General features: G+C 41.5%; 11 protein-coding genes, 2 tRNA genes and 2 rRNA genes. 8 read left to right on the top strand and 7 right to left on the bottom strand.

All coding sequences use genetic code 11. The features are described from left to right. Positions 1–106: 106 nt before the first annotated feature. Positions 107–2878, bottom strand: coding sequence for a DNA polymerase I (polA, locus tag DJ533_RS15970; protein ID WP_065993541.1), 2772 nt, complete (start codon positions 2876–2878; stop codon positions 107–109). A gap of 163 nt (positions 2879–3041) precedes the next feature. Here polA and DJ533_RS15965 point away from each other — a divergent pair, with 163 nt between their 5' ends. After that, the gene (locus DJ533_RS15965; RefSeq protein WP_065993542.1) at positions 3042–5747 is read left to right on the top strand and encodes a DUF2339 domain-containing protein; all 2706 of its coding nucleotides are present in this window, start codon (positions 3042–3044) and stop codon (positions 5745–5747) included. A gap of 105 nt (positions 5748–5852) precedes the next feature. Here the strand turns inward: DJ533_RS15965 and DJ533_RS15960 are convergent, their stop codons facing one another. Then, on the bottom strand, positions 5853–6791 hold the full coding sequence (locus DJ533_RS15960; RefSeq protein WP_065993543.1) for a mechanosensitive ion channel family protein: 939 nt from the start codon (positions 6789–6791) through the stop codon (positions 5853–5855). Between the two features lie 19 nt (positions 6792–6810). Beyond that, positions 6811–7632 (bottom strand): hypothetical protein, encoded by an 822-nt coding sequence (locus DJ533_RS15955; RefSeq protein WP_065993544.1) that lies wholly within the window; start codon positions 7630–7632, stop codon positions 6811–6813. A 100-nt stretch (positions 7633–7732) separates the two neighbouring features. Here DJ533_RS15955 and gspE point away from each other — a divergent pair, with 100 nt between their 5' ends. From gspE to DJ533_RS15940, 3 genes are all read left to right on the top strand, one after another. Further along, positions 7733–9220 (top strand): type II secretion system ATPase GspE, encoded by a 1488-nt coding sequence (gene gspE / locus DJ533_RS15950; protein WP_065993545.1) that lies wholly within the window; start codon positions 7733–7735, stop codon positions 9218–9220. A gap of 39 nt (positions 9221–9259) precedes the next feature. Then, entirely contained in the window at positions 9260–9739 is a 480-nt protein-coding gene (locus DJ533_RS15945; RefSeq protein ID WP_065993546.1) for a GNAT family N-acetyltransferase, read from the top strand. A gap of 156 nt (positions 9740–9895) precedes the next feature. Further along, positions 9896–10726 (top strand): ROK family protein, encoded by an 831-nt coding sequence (locus DJ533_RS15940; protein ID WP_065993547.1) that lies wholly within the window; start codon positions 9896–9898, stop codon positions 10724–10726. A gap of 95 nt (positions 10727–10821) precedes the next feature. Here the strand turns inward: DJ533_RS15940 and DJ533_RS15935 are convergent, their stop codons facing one another. The 4 genes from DJ533_RS15935 to DJ533_RS15920 form a co-directional block, all read right to left on the bottom strand. Continuing rightward, positions 10822–11646 carry a carbon-nitrogen hydrolase family protein gene (locus tag DJ533_RS15935; RefSeq protein ID WP_065993548.1) on the bottom strand — a complete coding sequence of 275 codons (825 nt, stop codon included), beginning with the start codon at positions 11644–11646 and terminating at the stop codon, positions 10822–10824. 18 nt (positions 11647–11664) lie between these two features. Continuing rightward, a complete protein-coding gene (gigB, locus tag DJ533_RS15930) occupies positions 11665–12195 on the bottom strand; it encodes an anti-anti-sigma factor GigB (protein ID WP_065993549.1) in 531 nt (176 codons plus the stop codon). Positions 12196–12308: 113 nt separating this feature from the next. Continuing rightward, positions 12309–13277: an RsbU family protein phosphatase GigA gene (gene gigA, locus DJ533_RS15925; RefSeq protein WP_065993550.1), complete on the bottom strand. Its 969-nt coding sequence runs from the start codon at positions 13275–13277 to the stop codon at positions 12309–12311. A 152-nt stretch (positions 13278–13429) separates the two neighbouring features. Further along, positions 13430–14350, bottom strand: coding sequence for an MlaA family lipoprotein (locus DJ533_RS15920; RefSeq protein ID WP_065993551.1), 921 nt, complete (start codon positions 14348–14350; stop codon positions 13430–13432). Between the two features lie 583 nt (positions 14351–14933). On the opposite strand from DJ533_RS15920, the gene DJ533_RS15915 reads away from it, so the two are divergent. The 4 genes from DJ533_RS15915 (at position 14934) to DJ533_RS15900 (ending at position 20042) form a co-directional block, all read left to right on the top strand. Beyond that, positions 14934–16472 (top strand): 16S ribosomal RNA (locus DJ533_RS15915). Between the two features lie 59 nt (positions 16473–16531). Then, positions 16532–16608, top strand: a tRNA-Ile gene (locus DJ533_RS15910). Between the two features lie 73 nt (positions 16609–16681). Beyond that, positions 16682–16757: transfer RNA gene (locus DJ533_RS15905), tRNA-Ala, on the top strand. 392 nt (positions 16758–17149) lie between these two features. Then, positions 17150–20042: ribosomal RNA gene (locus DJ533_RS15900) — 23S ribosomal RNA — on the top strand. Together the 16S and 23S rRNA genes with 2 tRNA genes alongside form the textbook arrangement of a ribosomal RNA operon. Positions 20043–20117: the final 75 nt, after the last annotated feature.

The raw sequence follows: 20117 nt of genomic DNA, 5'->3' as shown, positions 1-20117 counted from the left end.
TTTTTATTGGTGATGGATGTTCATTTATTAAAACGCTGGAAAATCCCTCTCCCTTTACGAAATAGTATTTCTCATCTCCAGAGAGGAGAGGGAACTTATTTAAAGTTTAATGCGCCTCATCCCAATTGTTGCCTTTACCGACTTCTACCACCAAAGGCACAGTTAAGGTACACACTTTTTGCATCACATCCTGAATCTGTTTTGCCAATTCATCTGCAATCGCTTCATCCACTTCAAAAACCAATTCATCATGAACTTGTAGCAACAGTTTGGCTTGATCTTTTGGTAAGATTTTATCCACTTCGATCATTGCCATTTTAATGATTTCTGCTGCAGAACCTTGGAGCGGCGCATTGATCGCTGCACGTTCTGCTCCTTTACGTACCATCATATTACGAGCATCGATATCAGGTGTATATAAACGACGACCTGTGATGGTTTCGACATAGCCTTGTTCTAACGCCACTTGACGTGTACGTTGCATATACTCATAAATACCTGGGTAACGATGGAAATATCGTTTGATATACTCTTGCGATTCTTGACGAGTAAACCCTAACTGACGAATCAAACCAAATTCAGACATACCATAAAGTAGACCGAAATTGACGGCTTTGGCTTGGCGACGTTGATCATTAGTCACTTCTTCAAGTGCTACCCCCAACACTTCCGCTGCAGTACGACGATGCACGTCTTGACCATGGTTAAAAGCATGTACTAATGCTTCATCTTGGCAGAAATGCGCCATCAAACGCAGTTCGATTTGTGAATAATCGGCTGCAAGTAAAACCCGACCTTTGGGTGCAATAAACGCTTTACGGATTTGACGTCCAATTTCTTCACGCACAGGAATATTCTGTAAATTTGGATCCGTCGAGGATAAACGACCGGTTGCAGTCAATGCTTGATGGTAACTGGTATGCACACGATGGGTTTCAGGATTGGCTTGCTTGCTTAAACCTTCGGTATAGGTACTTTTGAGTTTGGTTAAACCACGGTATTCAATAATAAGTGCAGTAATTGGATGATCGATTTTTTCCAAAACTGCTTCAGATGTACTGTATTGACCTGTTGCTGTCTTTTTTCCACCTTTTAAGCCGAGCTTTTCAAATAACACTTCACCGACTTGCTTCGGTGAGCCAACATTAAAAGATTCACCCGCAATTTCAATAATTTGATTTTCAAGATTTTGAATAGTTTCAGCAAAATCAACACTGAGTTGATCCAAAAATGCCAAATTAAGTGCGATGCCATTTTCTTCCACTGAGGTCAAAACACTGGCAACTGGCATTTCAATATTATGCAAAATATTGCTCAGTTCAGGTATTTCTTTGAGCTTACGATCCAGCACTTCATATAAGCGATAAGTTACATGCGCATCTTCTGCTGCATAGTGTGCTGCTGTTTCAAGTTCAATTTGATTAAAGGTTTTTTGTTTAGCGCCTTTACCAGCGATTTGTTCAAAAGTGGTGGTCAAGTGGCTCAGATAAACCCGAGCGACATCATCCATACCGTGACGTGTTGCCACCGAGTTTAAAACATAGGACGCTAACATGGTATCAAAATACCAGCCTTGTAAATGAATGCCATGATTTTCAAAAATATGTGCATCGTATTTTAGGTGATGCCCAATTTTTTCAACTTTTGGGTCTTCTAAAATTGGTTTAATAAGTTGGATAATCTCATCACGATTCAGCTGTTCTGGTGCACCTTCATAATCATGGGCGAGCGGAATGTAGTAGGCATCATGCGCATCAAATGCAACAGAAAATCCAACCATTTCTGCCACACGATAATCTAAACTCGTGGTTTCAGTATCAATTGCAAAACGTTTTTCTGTACTTAAACGCTTGAAAAACTGCTCCCAATCCGTTTGGGTTAAAATGGTATGGTAAGTTGCTTGCCCTAATTGGTCATCCACACTACTGAGGTTGGCTTGGTCTTCCACAACCACGGCTTTATCTTCTGATGTTTGTTCGTTTTTTTCGATTTGTTTTGATGTCTGTTTATAAGTCGTGCCATTGGGATTATTTGGATGATCTAACGACTGTAACTGATTACGAAATTCGAGTTCGGTATATAGGCTGCGTAACGCTGCAACATTGGGTTCGCACAATTTCAAATCATCATAAGTCAAGCTCAGATCAAGGTCGATAATAATACTTGCCAGTTGATGATCAAGTTTAATGCCGTCTAGGTTTTCTTTGATACTCAGTCCAACCTTACCTTTGATATTGTCAGCATTGGCAATAATGTTTTGCAAATCACCATATTCATTTAGAAGTTTTGCAGCAGTTTTTGCACCTACCCCCGGAACACCTTTGATACCATCGGATGCATCCCCCATGAGTGTTAAATAATCAATAATTTGCTCAGGACGTACACCAAATTTTTCAATGACCCCTTCAATATTCATCGGTTTGTCTTTGAAGCTGTCTTCTAAGGTCACTTTTTCAGTCACCAACTGTGCCATGTCTTTGTCGCCTGTTGAGATCAACACTTGATGACCTGCTGCTTCAGCACGTTTGGCTAATGTACCAATAATGTCATCGGCTTCCGCACCCGGCAGCATATGCAAGGGAATACCTAAAGCACGAATCAAAGCATGTAAATAAGGAATTTGCTGTGCAAGTTCATCAGGCATACTTGGACGATCACCTTTATAAATGGGTGACAGCTCATGACGAAAAGTGGGTTCAGGCGTATCGAAAATTACAGCCATGTGGGTAGGTTGTACACGACGCATCAGTTTTTGAATGGCAGAAATCGCACCACGAATCGCATTGGTTTGTAAACCCGTTGAGGTTGTTAATGGTGGTAGTGCATGAAAGGCACGAAATAAAAAATATGAACCATCAACCAATACAAATGGTGGCATTGAAACATTCCTAATTCAAATAATAAGGCTTATTGTACGTGATTTTTCGCTATTGCGAAGTGACAACGGTGCTGCTTCTGTTACTGAATATCTGATGATTTTTGCGAAACAGCCGTTCAGGCTGTTGTATGATCACATCACTCAGGAAAGAGAAAACATAGATATGCCAAAAGGGCAAAGTGAAATTCGGATTATTTGGCTCATGGTACTGACCATCGTTGCTGTAGTAGCATGGTTTTTTGATCTAAAGGTGGTGACATATCTGTGTGGGCTCGCCTTTGTCATGAGTGTGATGCACTATGTCGATGCTTTACAACAACCTTTGACGAATCTTGCTACACAGCAACAGATTTCTGTGCAATTTACATCTAAAGTTCCACTTTATATTTCATCGATAGTCGCAATTATTGGAATGAGTTTGAATTGGAGTTGGCTGATAGGCTTAGGCTTGACCTGTTGGATTTTCTTTTTCTTGCGTTGGTTACGGCGACTGGAACGCTATGTGCAGCAGATTCAATCTCGTTTGCAGCATGTGGTAAGTCCAGTGGTATTACAGAATGATCTGAACACCGCAACATCACCGCCTTCACATTCTAGCCACTCTGAAATCACTTTGCTTGAGCAAATCAAACAATGGATTTTTCAAGGCAATCCCGTGTTAAAAGTGGCTGTTTTAGTCCTTGTCGTTGGCATAATTTTACTTTTACGCTTTGCGACGGAACATTGGCAACTGAGCTTGGCTGTAAAACTCGCTCTCGTGGCAGCCGTAAGTTTAGTGGTTACAGGTTTCGGGGTATTTTTACAGCGTAAAAATCGTAGCTTCTCCTTAGCACTTGAAGGTTTGGGCTTGGCTGGATTGTTTCTGACCTTATTTTTTGCCTATTACAATCACATCATTCCTCATATTTATAGCGCAAGTTTGTATTTTGCCGTGATTATGCTGCTGACTTTGTACCTCAGTTTAAAACAACAAAGTATTGAGTTAGCATTAATGGCAATGATAATTGCAGCAGCAGCGCCTTTCACTTTGCCTGTACGCGATGCAAATGCTGTTGAGTTTGTTGCCTATTATTTGGTAATTAATGTCTGTGTGGCGATCTTAACTACATTACGCCCTTGGAAAATCCTTAATCAAATCGCATTTTTAATGACTGTGATTGTGGCAGGAAGCTATGCTTTTGTTCATGGTCACTTACAAGAGCGAGATACTTTAGCGCTGTTGGTTAGCGCACATACAGCAGTATTTATTTGGCTTGGTTTTCGTTTTAGTCAGTTATTAGCAAAACAAGATGTTGAACAGTTTAAGCTTAAACCTGCGTTGGATATTGCACTGATTTTTGGTGCACCGATTGTGGGTTATATTTTCTTATATCTGATGTATTTTGAAAAAACTTTGTGGCAAGCTGGTCTAAGTTTAGCTTTTGCAGCATTGTTTGCGGTTTTATATAGTTTAGCCAAACGTAATCAATCGGTATATTTGATCTCACAAAGTTATTTTAGTTTAGCGCTGATTTTTATCAGTTTAATTCCACCGATTTTGCTTGAAAATGAATGGAGTGTCATTGGTTGGGCAATAGAGGGCGTATTGATTTTTGTATTTGCGCTTTATCGTCATTCAACGATTAGTCGCTATTTGGCAATTGCATTATTGATTGTTGCAGGTTTATTCAGTTTATATTATTGGGTGGATTTGGCTTATTTCCCAACGACGATGTATTGGCTGCTTAGCCTAAGTTATGTCGCTGTTGTGGTGATTGCCAATACGCATGAAAAATTTCAAAAACAAATCACGAGTTCGACGATTGCCTTTTTCAGTCTGCTGTTGATTGCTGCGACCAGTATGTTGTTGCTTCTGTTATTGGATTATTTTGATGGACAGCATCAGTATGTATTGGCTTTACTCGGTGTGAGTTTGACTTATGTAGTGCTCAATGAAGTGTTATTGCGCTGTAAAGCCACATGGTCTTGGCTGATTCCAAAATGGGTCGGAGTGATTCCACTGTATTTTTTTGCGCTAATTTTTGTGATAAATCGCAGTCACTTGGGTGAAATTGTTTGGCATTCGCAATTTGAGCGTCTAGGTATGGCGATTGCAGGAATTCTGCTCAGTGTACTATGGTTACGACCATCGGCAAGTGTCAAACTTGAAAAAGAGTGGGTGAGTTTGGGGACTTTGCTGAGCTTGGCTTTGACTAGTTTGAGTCTTGTGCCAACTATGCCCTATATCAGTATCATGATTTTACCTTTGGTATTTTGTGCGTGGTGTTATTCTCAAAAGCAAAATCCAGACTGGAGAATATTTTGGCAAACGCGCAGTAGTTTAGCTTTAGTGTTGCTATGGATAATTTGCTCACAGCTTTTTTCACAACACGCCTTTGAATATTATGTATTGCCTGTGTTGAATCCATTTGACTTGATCAGTATTGCGATTTTGGCTGGTTTTATTTGGATGCTGAGTTTACAACTCGAGCAAGATATGGATCGGGGAGTTATTGCAGTTTTATCTGTGCTGAGCGTATTGTGGTTAAGTAGTTATGTGGTACTACGTGCATTGCATATCTATTTTCAAACACCCTATAACGAACTGGCGATTTGGGGAAATGCGACCATTCAACTGAGTTTTACGTTGCTTTGGGTCAGTTTGGCTTTTGTTACGATGAATTATGCCAGTCAAAAACATTTGCGACCTTTATGGATCTTGGGTGGCAGTATTTTAATGTTGGTGACTTTAAAATTGGTATTACTCGACTTGTCCCACATTGGTACATTGACCCGTGTAATTTCGTTTCTTGGTGCTGGTTTTGTGATGTTAATCATTGCCTATATTGCCCCGATTCCTGAGGCTGAGTCTAAAGCTTTAAAATCTTAAATTTTAGATTGATTTATAAACGTCCTTCCGCTTTGAACAATGTAACACATTGCTCGATAAGAGGAAGGATTTTAATAAATTCTCTATTTTACTTGTTATCCATCATCATAATCGTTTGTCTTGTTTTTTCTCTAATTTCACTTCTTGTTCATTGGCATAGGTATCAACATCTTCATCTCTGGTGCTAGTCACATGCGTATCAGGTCGATCTACAAAACCAATTTTCGGCACAGGAATTTCAATATGACGCTCAACAAAACGGTTACGAATCAATTCATGAATTTCATCTTTTACTTGTAAATAGTTACTTTGCTTACACCACAACGCAAAAAGAATTTCGATAGAAGACTCACCAAAAGCTGACACAGTCACACGCGGTTTAGGATCTGCCAAAACCAGTGGATAAGCATTCGCAACATTAATTAAAACCTCACGCACCTTATTGATGTCTTCATTAAAATTAATGGCTACTGTAATGGAGAGACGTCGAATCGGAAATTTTGACAGATTATGTACAGGCGCTCGAATCAATTGCTCATTCGGTAAACGTACATAGACATTATCCATGGTTAATAATTTAACAGACAATAAATCAATGGAAATAACTTCACCTTCAATGGTATGCCCACGAATTAAAGTGATTTGAATGGTATCCCCGACCTCAAAAGAACCTTCACCAATCAAAAATAGACCACTAATTAAGTTAGATGCTGAAGTTTGTGAAGCAAAACCCAAAGCAACCGTTAAAATCCCTGCCGCCCCTAAGAACACGCTCAGTTTGAAGCCAGCTTCTTTTAAACTCGCCATGATAAAGATCATGAAAATAAAGTAAAAAATACCACGTCGCCATACTAAGCGTTGATGGGCATTAAAGCGAAAACCAATAGTACGGATAAATGTATTGGATACCACACGTGCTAAGATAAAACCGACAAAACATAATGCGATAGCCACAGCGATTTCACTTACACGATCAACATTAATATTGGTGAAAATGCTTTTTAAGCTATTTACAATGTCTTTGGGAATATTGGATTCAGCCATACATAATTACCTCATCCCATTAAAAAAATGAATCAAACATATTAAATAATGCACCGCCTGGCGCGCGTGGAGGATGTACATAGCTAACCTCACCGGCTAAAGGTGGGGTGCGACTCTCAATTTTAACGCGTGCAGGACGATCATCGCCTTCATAAATAACTTTGATTTGGGAGGTCCAAAGACGTCCTGTACTTTCACTATAAAATAAAGGTAGTGCAGGAACAGGGACATTCATTCGATCAAAACGCAATTGATGATGACTAATATTATGAAAATCAATTGGGGTCACGGCACGAAAGGCACGGGGGCGCAATAAGTTGAGTTCAGTACGACCATCCACAGAAGTGGCATAGCACATTTCACCATTACGATGGTCAGGTCCAAACCAAGTGTCTTTGGGTAAAATCACAGGAATATCAAATAACGGTTCTTTTTGCGCTTGTACAAAACCTGATACCCAAAGCGGTGTGCTGATATATAAGGTTCCTCGTTGTCCTGCGGGAATATAAATTGGGTCGACAGGGCGAATCACCACAGAGCGGTCTGCTAAACGTGGCATAATTTGAAAGGTATTATGCGTTTCTCGAAACATATAACGTTCGACGTGTACAGGCTGTGGAAAGCCAAAGTTGACATCATGGATGCAGTGCCATTGTTGTTCATAGTCGTATTGCATTTGTGGGCGATAATATTCAAGTCGCCATTCTTGCAAACCACGTGTTAAACGCATCATCATTGAACCAAATTGCCAAGCTTTGGCTTGATTTAGCTCAAATTTTTCTTCTCCCCACCATTTTAGATCAGGAAGTTCAGGTTCTAAATGTTCATTTTTTATGGACAAGGCTGTTTATTCCTCTGATCATTTCTTTAAAAAACAGACTTCACGCTGTCATGCGCTTAGAGTACACTCAAAACAATTTTAATCATTCATATAAGTTGTAATGCAAGTCCTTAAACAATTACAAATACCCTATAGCTTTGCAAAACGACACGGCGTGCTATTGCGTTATGAAGGCGATCAAGTTTTTATTATTCGTCGTGAAAATACTGCTCAAATTGCCATTCAAGAAGCACGTCGCTATTTAGGACGACCTGCACATCATCAACTGTGTACTGAAACCGAGTTTAATCAACTACTGAGCTCCAGTTATGCGGGTGAAACAGGTGAATCTCAGCAAGTCGCAGCAGGTTTAGAAGATCATCCTGATTTACTTAGTTTAGCAGATCAAGTTCCTGAAACAGAAGATTTAATGGATCAGGAAGATGATGCACCGATTGTTCGTTTAATTAATGCGTTATTGTCTGAAGCGATCCGTGTCGGTGCGTCTGATATTCATATTGAAGCCTTTGAAAAGAAATTATCCGTGCGTTTACGTGTGGATGGTCAGTTACGTGAGATCGTACAACCACGCCGTGAACTTGCACCGTTGTTGGTATCACGTATTAAAGTCATGGCAAAACTGGATATTGCCGAAAAGCGTATTCCTCAAGATGGGCGTATTTCCTTACGTTTGGCAGGGCGTGAAGTGGATGTTCGTGTATCGACTTTGCCATCGTCACATGGTGAGCGTGTCGTGATGCGTTTGCTTGATAAACAAGCAGGACGTTTGAATATGACGCATTTGGGTTTAATGCCAAATGATTATGAACGTTTGACACAATTGGTACATCGCCCACATGGGATTATTTTGGTGACTGGTCCTACAGGTTCAGGTAAAACTACGACACTTTATGCAGCTTTATCAGACTTAAATGATGGTTCTAAAAATATTCTCACGGCTGAAGATCCGATTGAATATCAGCTTGAAGGGATTGGACAGACACAAGTCAACACCAAAGTAGATATGACTTTTGCACGTGCGTTGAAAGCGATGCTCCGTCAAGATCCTGATGTGGTGATGGTGGGGGAGATTCGTGATCTTGAAACAGCTGAAATTGCGGTTCAGGCATCTTTAACAGGTCACTTGGTCTTATCGACATTGCATACCAATACGGCTATTGGTGCGGTGACACGTTTAAAAGATATGGGCATTGAACCCTTTTTATTATCGAGTTCTTTGATTGGGGTAATTGCACAGCGTTTGGTGAGAACGATTTGTTCGCATTGTCATACATGGCGTGAAGCGGATGATTTTGAAAAGGAAATATTTAAGCCAGTTTCAAATGCGACAGATTTAAAACTTCCTGTGCCAAATGGTTGTGATCATTGTTCGCATACTGGGTTTACTGGTCGTACAGCGATTTATGAAATTGTGCCGATAGATGAGCAAATGCGTCGTTTGATTCATGGTAATGCTGCGGAATATGAGCTTGAGGAATATGCACGTCGTGATGCAGGTTCGATTCGTGATGATGGTTTGCGTAAAGTCTTGGCAGGTAAAACGACGATGGAAGAAGTTTTACGTGTAACCAATGAAGCCGTAGAATAATAAAAACATAATTTATTTTTTGTTTTTTAGGAGGATGTGTTGAATATTCAGTTTGATTATTTAAGAAACATGAGCCAGCAAGATATTATTGAACTGAATACGAATGAACATGTCCTCAAACACATGCCTTTAGCCCGTGGTATTGTTTTTGATGAAGAGCAATGTATTGCGTGGGTCAAAGCAAAAGAACAACAGTGGATTAAATATGGTTATGGTCCTTGGGCATTTGTTGTTGATGGCAAATTTGCAGGTTGGGGCGGTTTGCAATATGAAGAGGGAGACGCTGATTTAGCATTAGTACTACATCCTCGGTATTGGGGCTTAGGTAAAACAATTTTTCATAAGATTTTAAAAAAAGCTTTTACTGAAATGGGCTTTGAATCAATAACTATTTTATTGCCTCCTACTAGAAAAAAGTTGGAAGCTATTTATTCGCTAGGATTTGAATTCGATGGAGAAGTGACGATAAATGATGAGCGTTTTATACGGTATAGATTGTATAAGTCAGTATCGATATAACTTAGCTTTATATCATGCTCCCTAGACGTCATTAAAAATTGTTGGAGAATGAAATTTAAAAAATCATAACCAGTCACAAAAATAACTACAAAATCAATGCCATGAAATATAAGCTAATCTAAGATAGATAAAAGAAGGGTTAAGATAAGGCGTATTATGACGAGTTACTCAATAGGTATAGATCTGGGTGGAACCAAATTATTAATTCTATATGACCAAATTGAAGAAAGGTTTGATACTGGTGTCTCGTTTACCCCTGAAAAATTAATATCACACCTTAGGTCTTTTATTTTACGACATAAAATTCAGCCAAAAAGTATAAGTTTAGCCGTACCAGGATTGGTGGCTGAAGATGAGTATATTGTTAATTGTGATGTTCTTCCTCACTTTACGGGGTGGCGAGCGAAAAATGCTCTAGAGTTATTTTGCAGTAAGGTAATGATATTGAATGACGTAAAAGCTGCTATGTATGAGGAACTTTATGAGCGTTTAGATCATACCACCAGTGGTATCATTATAAGTGGTACTGCTATTGGCGCTACCTTTATTATAAATGGCAAACCTTTGTTGGGAGCGAGTGGTTGGGCAGGAGAATTAGGGTATTTGCCTCTTCAATGTAATGCAGAAGTGAAGCGACTAGATGAAATTGCAAGTGGTTTAGCGATATCAAAATTCTGCAATCTAACCCCATCGAATCTTGCCATACGAGCCAATAATGGAGATTTGGAAATTTTAACTGCGATAAGAGAAGCGGGAACATTTTTGGGACTTGGGATAGCCGCAGTAATTAATCTTTTAAATCCATCATTGCTCTTGATTGGAGGGAGAACAACTGAATTACCAGGTTATTTAGAGTCCGCTTTCATAAGTGCTAAGCAAAACACTCTTTCGGAACTTTGGCAGGACTGCCATCTCTCAAAAGTCAAAGCAGGAAGAAAAGTGGTTGCATTAGGCGCTATACGTGCAGCTGAGAAAAAGTTTTATTAGTTTTATATCAACAATGTTAAATTAATTGATATTTCTAAATGTGTTAAGAATCTCTATCTTTCTTCGGCGATCTAAATCTTATAGTTAAAGTCTTGCTAATACTGAACGAGTTTTCGATGTTGCATCAAAGGCATGGAGGCACGTATTTTTTCTTGTTCAGCTAAATCAAAAGGTACTGTTAAAAGTTGAGCACCTTCTTGAGCAGTAATTTGCAAAATTTGCCCACGGCTATTGGTTGCACCTGCATGTCCCCAAGTTTGACGCTTTTCACCATGCCAACCTTGTTGTGCTGCACCTAAAACCTGACATTGACTGTCCATCGCACGTGCTTGTAGTAGTAACTTCCAGTGCATTTCACCTGTAGTATAGGTAAAAGCCGCAGGCGCAGTTAAAATATTGGCACCTTGCGAACGTAGGGTTAAAGCCAATTCGGGAAAACGTAAATCATAACAGACCATCAAGCCGATATTGCCAAAAGGGGTTTTCGCCACAACCACATCGCTACCAGGTTCAAAGAACTTGGATTCTTGATAACCCCCCACCGAATCACCGACTTGCACATCAAACAAATGAATTTTGTCATAACGTACTTCAGTACGTTCAGGGCTGATACATAAGCTTACCGTACGCACCCGACCATCTGAAATCGTCGAACCATCAGGACGGAAAGGGCAAGGCAAAGTGCCTGCAACAATCCAAATTTGATACTGAGCAGCAAGATGCTCTAAACGCTGTTGAAACTCTTCAAAACGTTCAGCCGTTTCTCGTTGTTTCCCAGCGGCAAAGCATACAAAGTTTTCAGGGAAAACGATTAAAGATGCACCATTTGCTTTACTTTGTTGTATCAACGACTCAGCCACACCGAAGTTTGCTTCAATGTCATTTTGTGAGTTCATTTGAACAACAGAAAGTAAAGTCATTGTTTTTCCTTATTTTAGCTAAGCGTTATGCTGTGGCTCAGTGTCAGATGCACATTCCATATCATCTTGCTGTTTTTCGAGTTGTTTGACCAATGGCTCAAACATATTTTGATTATTCTTATTGAGTTTCATTAAAGTTTTATGAGCATCTAAAACGGTCGTCAACATCGTGCTGTGATTTACATTATCATCGAGCAATGCCTGCGTACAGACAGTTGGATCACCGCAATAATTTAAGATGACAAAAACCTGCCCTAAGCCCATGCTATTGGCAAGCGTAGTGATGTCAGGATTTGTGGATAACATAACAGCTTGGATGTGATGGGCTTGTTTGAGCTTTAAGCCTAACTTTGCCAGTACACCTAAAACTGTACTATCTATAAATGTGGTTTGGGTTAAATCAACAATAGCGCCAACGACGTTTTCTTGTTGTTCAATCCGTGCCAAAAGTTTGTCTAAGCTTATACAAGATTGGGCTCGCACTTCACCAATGAGTTTGAAAATATGCGTTCCATTCAAGCTTGCATATTCAACATGACCTGTTGACATATAAATGCCATTTGCAGAGAAGGATTGGAAAATTATCACATAGCGCAACTCTATACTCAAGTATTGATGCGTTAGAGAATAGTCTATATTTGATTAAATTATTGAATTTTAACTTAATTCATTCTGCGTAAACTCAGAATAGCAATATCATCAGCAACGTGATTTGGTGTCTTGAATGATTGATTTTGCAAATGATAGACCAATTGTGAGAACTGTTCATTTAGACCACCCTTATAGGGCTCAAGTGCACCATCAGAACAAATAATAAAACGTGCATGACGATTTAAGACCAATTCAAATTCTTCAACCTCAAGGTCTTCCGTTAAGCCCAAAGGAAAGCTACTGGTATTTAATACACGAGGTGCTTGATTTGGCTCAAAAATAATCGGAGGAGGGTAATGCCCAGCACTAGACCATTTTAGGGCATGGGTTTCTAGGTTTAAAACACCCACGATCATGGTGATGTGTTTTTCAATATTTTCCTGTACCAACATTCCATTCAGTTTTTTGATCAATTCACGTGGTGTTTTAGAACGACCATGAAAAGCAGCCATCCATGAAGTAAGTAAAGAGCTGGTTACGCCATGACCTGAAACATCAGCTAAATAAAAAATAATTTCTTTATCGCTAATTTTCCAATAGTCATACCAATCACCTGATAAATAAGCCGAAGGCTTAAATAAAGTTTCTACCTTGTAGTTTTGTAGTTCAATTGGGTTGGGTAAAAGTTTCTTTTGTAATTCTGCAGCAGACGGTAAATCACGACTGTCTTGATTACGCTTATATTGTGCATCAATTTTTAATAAAGAATGTTCAGGATGGGCAGGTAGTCGTGTCCAAATCCAACCTGCTAAAGCACCAAGTTCCCAGGCTTGAGAAAGTGCAGTACCTTCATTTTCAAAAGCAATTGCAACCGTTGGAAGATTCCATTGATGTTGTAAATAATCTTGTACATCCGCAATCGCAATCACAGTGGGATCATATAAATGAATATCTTCAATGTTGATCATTTGCAGACTCGGAAGCGCATTTAGGACTTGGTCTAAATTGGGTATGGTGCGAGTGGGCTGAATGAAATACATAAAGTTAATCAATAATCCTAAAGTAAAACTTATGATGCTGAATACAAATATATGGTAGACGATGTAAATATGATAACCAAGAGGTGTTGAGCACTCTAAAGAGCGATCAACACCAAAGATTTTTTACAAAATATGTTTAAATATGCTCGAAATTATTGTTCGCTATCTATTGTTTCATCATCAGCTACATCATCAACAAAAGAAATCGCTTCAGCATCTAAGCCTTTTTTCTTTGCAATATTATAGCCTTGACGCTGTAAATAAATATCACGAATAGCTGCATATCTATCACCTTGTAATGCACTTTCAAACTCTAATAAACGGGAACGGGCATTAATACCACCCATTAGGCGATTACCCCAGATGTAACCATCTTGATCTGAATTATCGACCATATAAGTCAACGGGTTTGCATAACTTTCAGCAACGTAATCTAAAGAGTTACGCAAAGTACTTGGACCAAAGAGTGGCAACATTAAATAAGGACCACTTGGCACACCATAATAACCTAGGGTCGTCCCGAGCGTTTCATCTTCATTTGGCATGCCTAAACGTTTTGCTGGGTCGGCCAGACCTAAAGAGGTTACAGTATTGATCGTAAAGCGTCCTAAAGTTTTAGCTGCACGTTTAAAACGCCCTTGAGCCAATTGATTGACTGCATTCCATGGTTCACTGAGGTTTTTACGGAATGAACTATAAGAGCCACGAACATCTTGGGGGATTTTTTCAGAATATTGTACAGCCAATGGACGAGCAATGTGGCGATCTAACATATCATTAAAAGCATAAATTTCACGATTCAATGGCTGTAGTGGATCTTTTACTTCATCTGCTTGGGCAGCATTGGCATTTACTTTTAGGTTATCTACTTTGACATTCTTTAATTCTTTTAAAGCATCCAGACGAGGATGTTTACTATCAACAGTTGAGTCTGCCTCAATTCCAGTTTGAATATCCTCTACACTTTCATCTGCTTGAGTGAGAGTATTGTTTAAAGATGCATCTTGAGCAAATGCATTTGAGGTCAAGCCTATGCACAGCATACTTGCCCATAAAAAATTTAAACGATGCATATGAATCCTTGATTGAAGTCAATGAAACGAAATAGTGAAATCACGTAGTCACATTTAGTTTTCAGAATAAATCTATTCTAACAGCAGTTCATTGCGATGTATTTAACCAAAAACATTTAAAAAATGTAAAAAAAATGCTGTTTAGCTTAAAAAAACAACGCTTAGGCATAAAATTAATAAATTTTCTCAATAAATTTAAAAAAGGGGTTGCGTCTGTTTTGAAATACTGTAGAATGTACATCCATCGGCGGTGATGAAGATTAAAACTTCTGATAAAACAGTGACTTAGTATTAAATGATTAAGTTGGGTTTTAGAAAGAAGGGTTAAAAATAATTTTCATTACATGTTGACTTTCTACTTTAAGAGAGTAATATAGCCGACCTAGCTTGATGCTGATGAAGCATTAAGAAGATCATTAAGAGTATATGAAGAACAACTTGTGTGGATTTTTACTGATTGATTAATCGAAATATTATCATTGATTGATTGGTTTAAATTACTCGAAGTTTATTTGAGAGAATTTGTCAGTAATTGATGAGCCAGAATTGGTGTCTTATTCTATAATAAAGGCACAAATGATTTTAACTGAAGAGTTTGATCATGGCTCAGATTGAACGCTGGCGGCAGGCTTAACACATGCAAGTCGAGCGGGGTGAGTTACTTCGGTAACTGACCTAGCGGCGGACGGGTGAGTAATACTTAGGAATCTGCCTATTAGTGGGGGACAACGTTCCGAAAGGGACGCTAATACCGCATACGCCCTACGGGGGAAAGGAGGGGATCACTTGTGACCTTTCGCTAATAGATGAGCCTAAGTCGGATTAGCTAGTTGGTGGGGTAAAGGCCTACCAAGGCGACGATCTGTAGCGGGTCTGAGAGGATGATCCGCCACACTGGGACTGAGACACGGCCCAGACTCCTACGGGAGGCAGCAGTGGGGAATATTGGACAATGGGGGGAACCCTGATCCAGCCATGCCGCGTGTGTGAAGAAGGCCTTATGGTTGTAAAGCACTTTAAGCGAGGAGGAGGCTCCTATAGATAATACCTATAGAGAGTGGACGTTACTCGCAGAATAAGCACCGGCTAACTCTGTGCCAGCAGCCGCGGTAATACAGAGGGTGCGAGCGTTAATCGGATTTACTGGGCGTAAAGCGTACGTAGGCGGCTTTTTAAGTCGGATGTGAAATCCCCGAGCTTAACTTGGGAATTGCATTCGATACTGGGAAGCTAGAGTATGGGAGAGGATGGTAGAATTCCAGGTGTAGCGGTGAAATGCGTAGAGATCTGGAGGAATACCGATGGCGAAGGCAGCCATCTGGCCTAATACTGACGCTGAGGTACGAAAGCATGGGGAGCAAACAGGATTAGATACCCTGGTAGTCCATGCCGTAAACGATGTCTACTAGCCGTTGGGGCCTTTGAGGCTTTAGTGGCGCAGCTAACGCGATAAGTAGACCGCCTGGGGAGTACGGTCGCAAGACTAAAACTCAAATGAATTGACGGGGGCCCGCACAAGCGGTGGAGCATGTGGTTTAATTCGATGCAACGCGAAGAACCTTACCTGGTCTTGACATAGTAGAAACTTTCCAGAGATGGATTGGTGCCTTCGGGAATCTACATACAGGTGCTGCATGGCTGTCGTCAGCTCGTGTCGTGAGATGTTGGGTTAAGTCCCGCAACGAGCGCAACCCTTTTCCTTACTTGCCAGCATTTCGGATGGGAACTTTAAGGATACTGCCAGTGACAAACTGGAGGAAGGCGGGGACGACGTCAAGTCATCATGGCCCTTACGACCAGGGCTACACACGTGCTACAATGGTCGGTACAAAGGGTTGCTACCTAGCGATAGGATGCTAATCTCAAAAAGCCGATCGTAGTCCGGATTGGAGTCTGCAACTCGACTCCATGAAGTCGGAATCGCTAGTAATCGCGGATCAGAATGCCGCGGTGAATACGTTCCCGGGCCTTGTACACACCGCCCGTCACACCATGGGAGTTTATTGCACCAGAAGTAGGTAGTCTAACCGCAAGGAGGACGCTTACCACGGTGTGGTCGACGACTGGGGTGAAGTCGTAACAAGGTAGCCGTAGGGGAACCTGCGGCTGGATCACCTCCTTAACGAAAGATTGACGATTGGTAAGAATCCACAACAAGTTGTTCTTCATTGATGTATCTGAGGGTCTGTAGCTCAGTTGGTTAGAGCACACGCTTGATAAGCGTGGGGTCACAAGTTCAAGTCTTGTCAGACCCACCATTCTGACTAACAAAATATTTGAATGAGAGTTTAAGTATTGAATGCAGGAAATTAGATATATTGGTCTTAAGCTGGGGACTTAGCTTAGTTGGTAGAGCGCCTGCTTTGCACGCAGGAGGTCAGGAGTTCGACTCTCCTAGTCTCCACCAAGTACTTTCAAGAGTACGAGCTAAAATAGATTATAGAAATTAATGAATTTGATGAAAATTGAATTGATTAATTTCTGTGATTTATCACAGTTTACTACGTGCTGACGAGGCAGTAGTTAATCATTAACAGAATATATTTGAGTTGAAATAAATTGTTCATACTCGTTTCAATTAAACATAAGAATATGACACGCAAGTGACATGTTTGAATGTTTGAAAGAAATTGAGTTACTAGCGATAAAACTGAATCAAGCGTTTTGGTATATGAATTTAGATTGAAGCTGTACAGTGCTTAAGTGCACAGACAACAAACTGTAGGTTTGATAAATATGAATATTTATTAAATTGTCTTAATCCTACTTGTAGGGATTAACGACTGTTTGGGGTTGTATAGTCAAGTAATTAAGTGCATGTGGTGGATGCCTTGGCAGTCAGAGGCGATGAAAGACGTAATAGCCTGCGATAAGCTTCGGGGAGGCGGCAAATATCCTGTGATCCGGAGATTTCTGAATGGGGAAACCCACTTACCATAAGGTAGGTATCGCATGATGAATACATAGTCATGCGAGGCGAACGAGGGGAAGTGAAACATCTCAGTACCCTTAGGAAAAGAAATCAATTGAGATTCCCTCAGTAGCGGCGAGCGAACGGGGATCAGCCCATTAAGTTATATGTGTTTTAGCGGAATGCTCTGGGAAGTGCAACCGTAGAGGGTGATAGTCCCGTACACGAAAGGGCACATATAATGATGACGAGTAGGGCGAGGCACGTGAAACCTTGTCTGAATATGGGGGGACCATCCTCCAAGGCTAAATACTCCTGACTGACCGATAGTGAACCAGTACCGTGAGGGAAAGGCGAAAAGAACCCCTGTGAGGGGAGTGAAATAGATCCTGAAACCGCATGCATACAAGCAGTGGGAGCCGACTTGTTCGGTGACTGCGTACCTTTTGTATAATGGGTCAGCGACTTATATTCAGTAGCAAGGTTAACCGAATAGGGGAGCCGTAGAGAAATCGAGTCTTAATAGGGCGCATAGTTGCTGGGTATAGACCCGAAACCGGGTGATCTATCCATGAGCAGGTTGAAGGTTGGGTAACACTAACTGGAGGACCGAACCCACTGTCGTTGAAAAGCCAGGGGATGACTTGTGGATAGGGGTGAAAGGCTAATCAAACTCGGTGATAGCTGGTTCTCCCCGAAAGCTATTTAGGTAGCGCCTCGGACGAATACCATTGGGGGTAGAGCACTGTTTCGGCTAGGGGGTCATCCCGACTTACCAAACCGATGCAAACTCCGAATACCAATGAGTACTATCCGGGAGACAGACTGCGGGTGCTAACGTCCGTAGTCAAGAGGAAAACAATCCAGACCGCCAGCTAAGGTCCCAAAATCTATATTAAGTGGGAAACGATGTGGGAAGGCATAGACAGCTAGGAGGTTGGCTTAGAAGCAGCCACCCTTTAAAGAAAGCGTAATAGCTCACTAGTCGAGTCGGCCTGCGCGGAAGATGTAACGGGGCTAAAATATAGTACCGAAGCTGCGGATGTATACTATGTATACGTGGTAGGGGAGCGTTCTGTAAGCCGATGAAGGTGGATTGAGAAGTCTGCTGGAGGTATCAGAAGTGCGAATGCTGACGTGAGTAACGACAAAACGGGTGAAAAACCCGTTCGCTGAAAGACCAAGGGTTCCAGTCCAACGTTAATCGGGGCTGGGTGAGTCGACCCCTAAGGCGAGGCCGAGAGGCGTAGTCGATGGGAAATTGGTTAATATTCCAATACTTCTGTGTAATGCGATGAGAGGACGGAGAAGGTTAAGTCAGCCTGGCGTTGGTTGTCCAGGTGAAAGGTTGTAGGCATGTATCTTAGGCAAATCCGGGGTACTCTATGCTGAGAACTGATAGCAAGCTGTACTTGTACAGTAAAGTGGCTGATACCATACTTCCAAGAAAAGTCTCTAAGCTTCAGTTACACAGGAATCGTACCCGAAACCGACACAGGTGGTCAGGTCGAGTAGACCAAAGCGCTTGAGAGAACTCTGCTGAAGGAACTAGGCAAAATGGTACCGTAACTTCGGGAGAAGGTACGCTGCCGGTGGTGATAGAACTTGCTTCTTGAGCTGCTGGCAGCCACAGAAACTAGGCCCCTGCAACTGTTTATTAAAAACATAGCACTCTGCAAACACGAAAGTGGACGTATAGGGTGTGATGCCTGCCCGGTGCTGGAAGGTTAATTGATGGGGTTAGCGTAAGCGAAGCTCTTGATCGAAGCCCCAGTAAACGGCGGCCGTAACTATAACGGTCCTAAGGTAGCGAAATTCCTTGTCGGGTAAGTTCCGACCTGCACGAATGGCATAATGATGGGGGCGCTGTCTCCAGCAGAGACTCAGTGAAATCGAATTCGCCGTGAAGATGCGGTGTACCCGCGGCTAGACGGAAAGACCCCGTGAACCTTTACTGCAGCTTGACATTGAACTTTGATCTTACTTGTGTAGGATAGGTGGGAGGCTTTGAAACCGAGACGCTAGTTTCGGTGGAGCCAATCTTGAAATACCACCCTGGTAATATTGAGGTTCTAACTCTGTCCCGTTATCCGGGACGAGGACCATGTCTGGTGGGTAGTTTGACTGGGGCGGTCTCCTCCTAAAGAGTAACGGAGGAGTACGAAGGTGCGCTCAGCGTGGTCGGAAATCACGCGTAGAGTATAAAGGCAAAAGCGCGCTTAACTGCGAGACCCACAAGTCGAGCAGGTACGAAAGTAGGTCTTAGTGATCCGGTGGTTCTGTATGGAAGGGCCATCGCTCAACGGATAAAAGGTACTCTGGGGATAACAGGCTGATACCGCCCAAGAGTTCATATCGACGGCGGTGTTTGGCACCTCGATGTCGGCTCATCTCATCCTGGGGCTGAAGCAGGTCCCAAGGGTATGGCTGTTCGCCATTTAAAGAGGTACGCGAGCTGGGTTTAGAACGTCGTGAGACAGTTCGGTCCCTATCTACCGTGGGCGCTGGAAATTTGAGAGGATCTGCTCCTAGTACGAGAGGACCAGAGTGGACGAACCTCTGGTGTACCGGTTGTGACGCCAGTCGCATCGCCGGGTAGCTATGTTCGGAAGGGATAACCGCTGAAAGCATCTAAGCGGGAAGCCTACCTCAAGATAAGATTTCCCCGAGGCTTTATGCCTCCTAAAGAGCCGTTCAAGACTAGGACGTTGATAGGTTGGATGTGGAAGTACGGCGACGTATGAAGCTGACCAATACTAATTGCTCGTGAGGCTTGACTATACAACACCCAAACAGTTGTATGTTTCGATAAATTCAATGCAAAATACTTGATTTAGTGAAAAAGCTAGTTAAAAT

It is taken from the genome of Acinetobacter defluvii, from assembly GCF_001704615.3.
In the GTDB taxonomy this organism is placed as follows: Bacteria; Pseudomonadota; Gammaproteobacteria; order Pseudomonadales; family Moraxellaceae; genus Acinetobacter; species Acinetobacter defluvii.
Note: the sequence above shows the minus strand (reverse complement) of the source record. Positions and strands in the feature narration are given on the sequence as shown.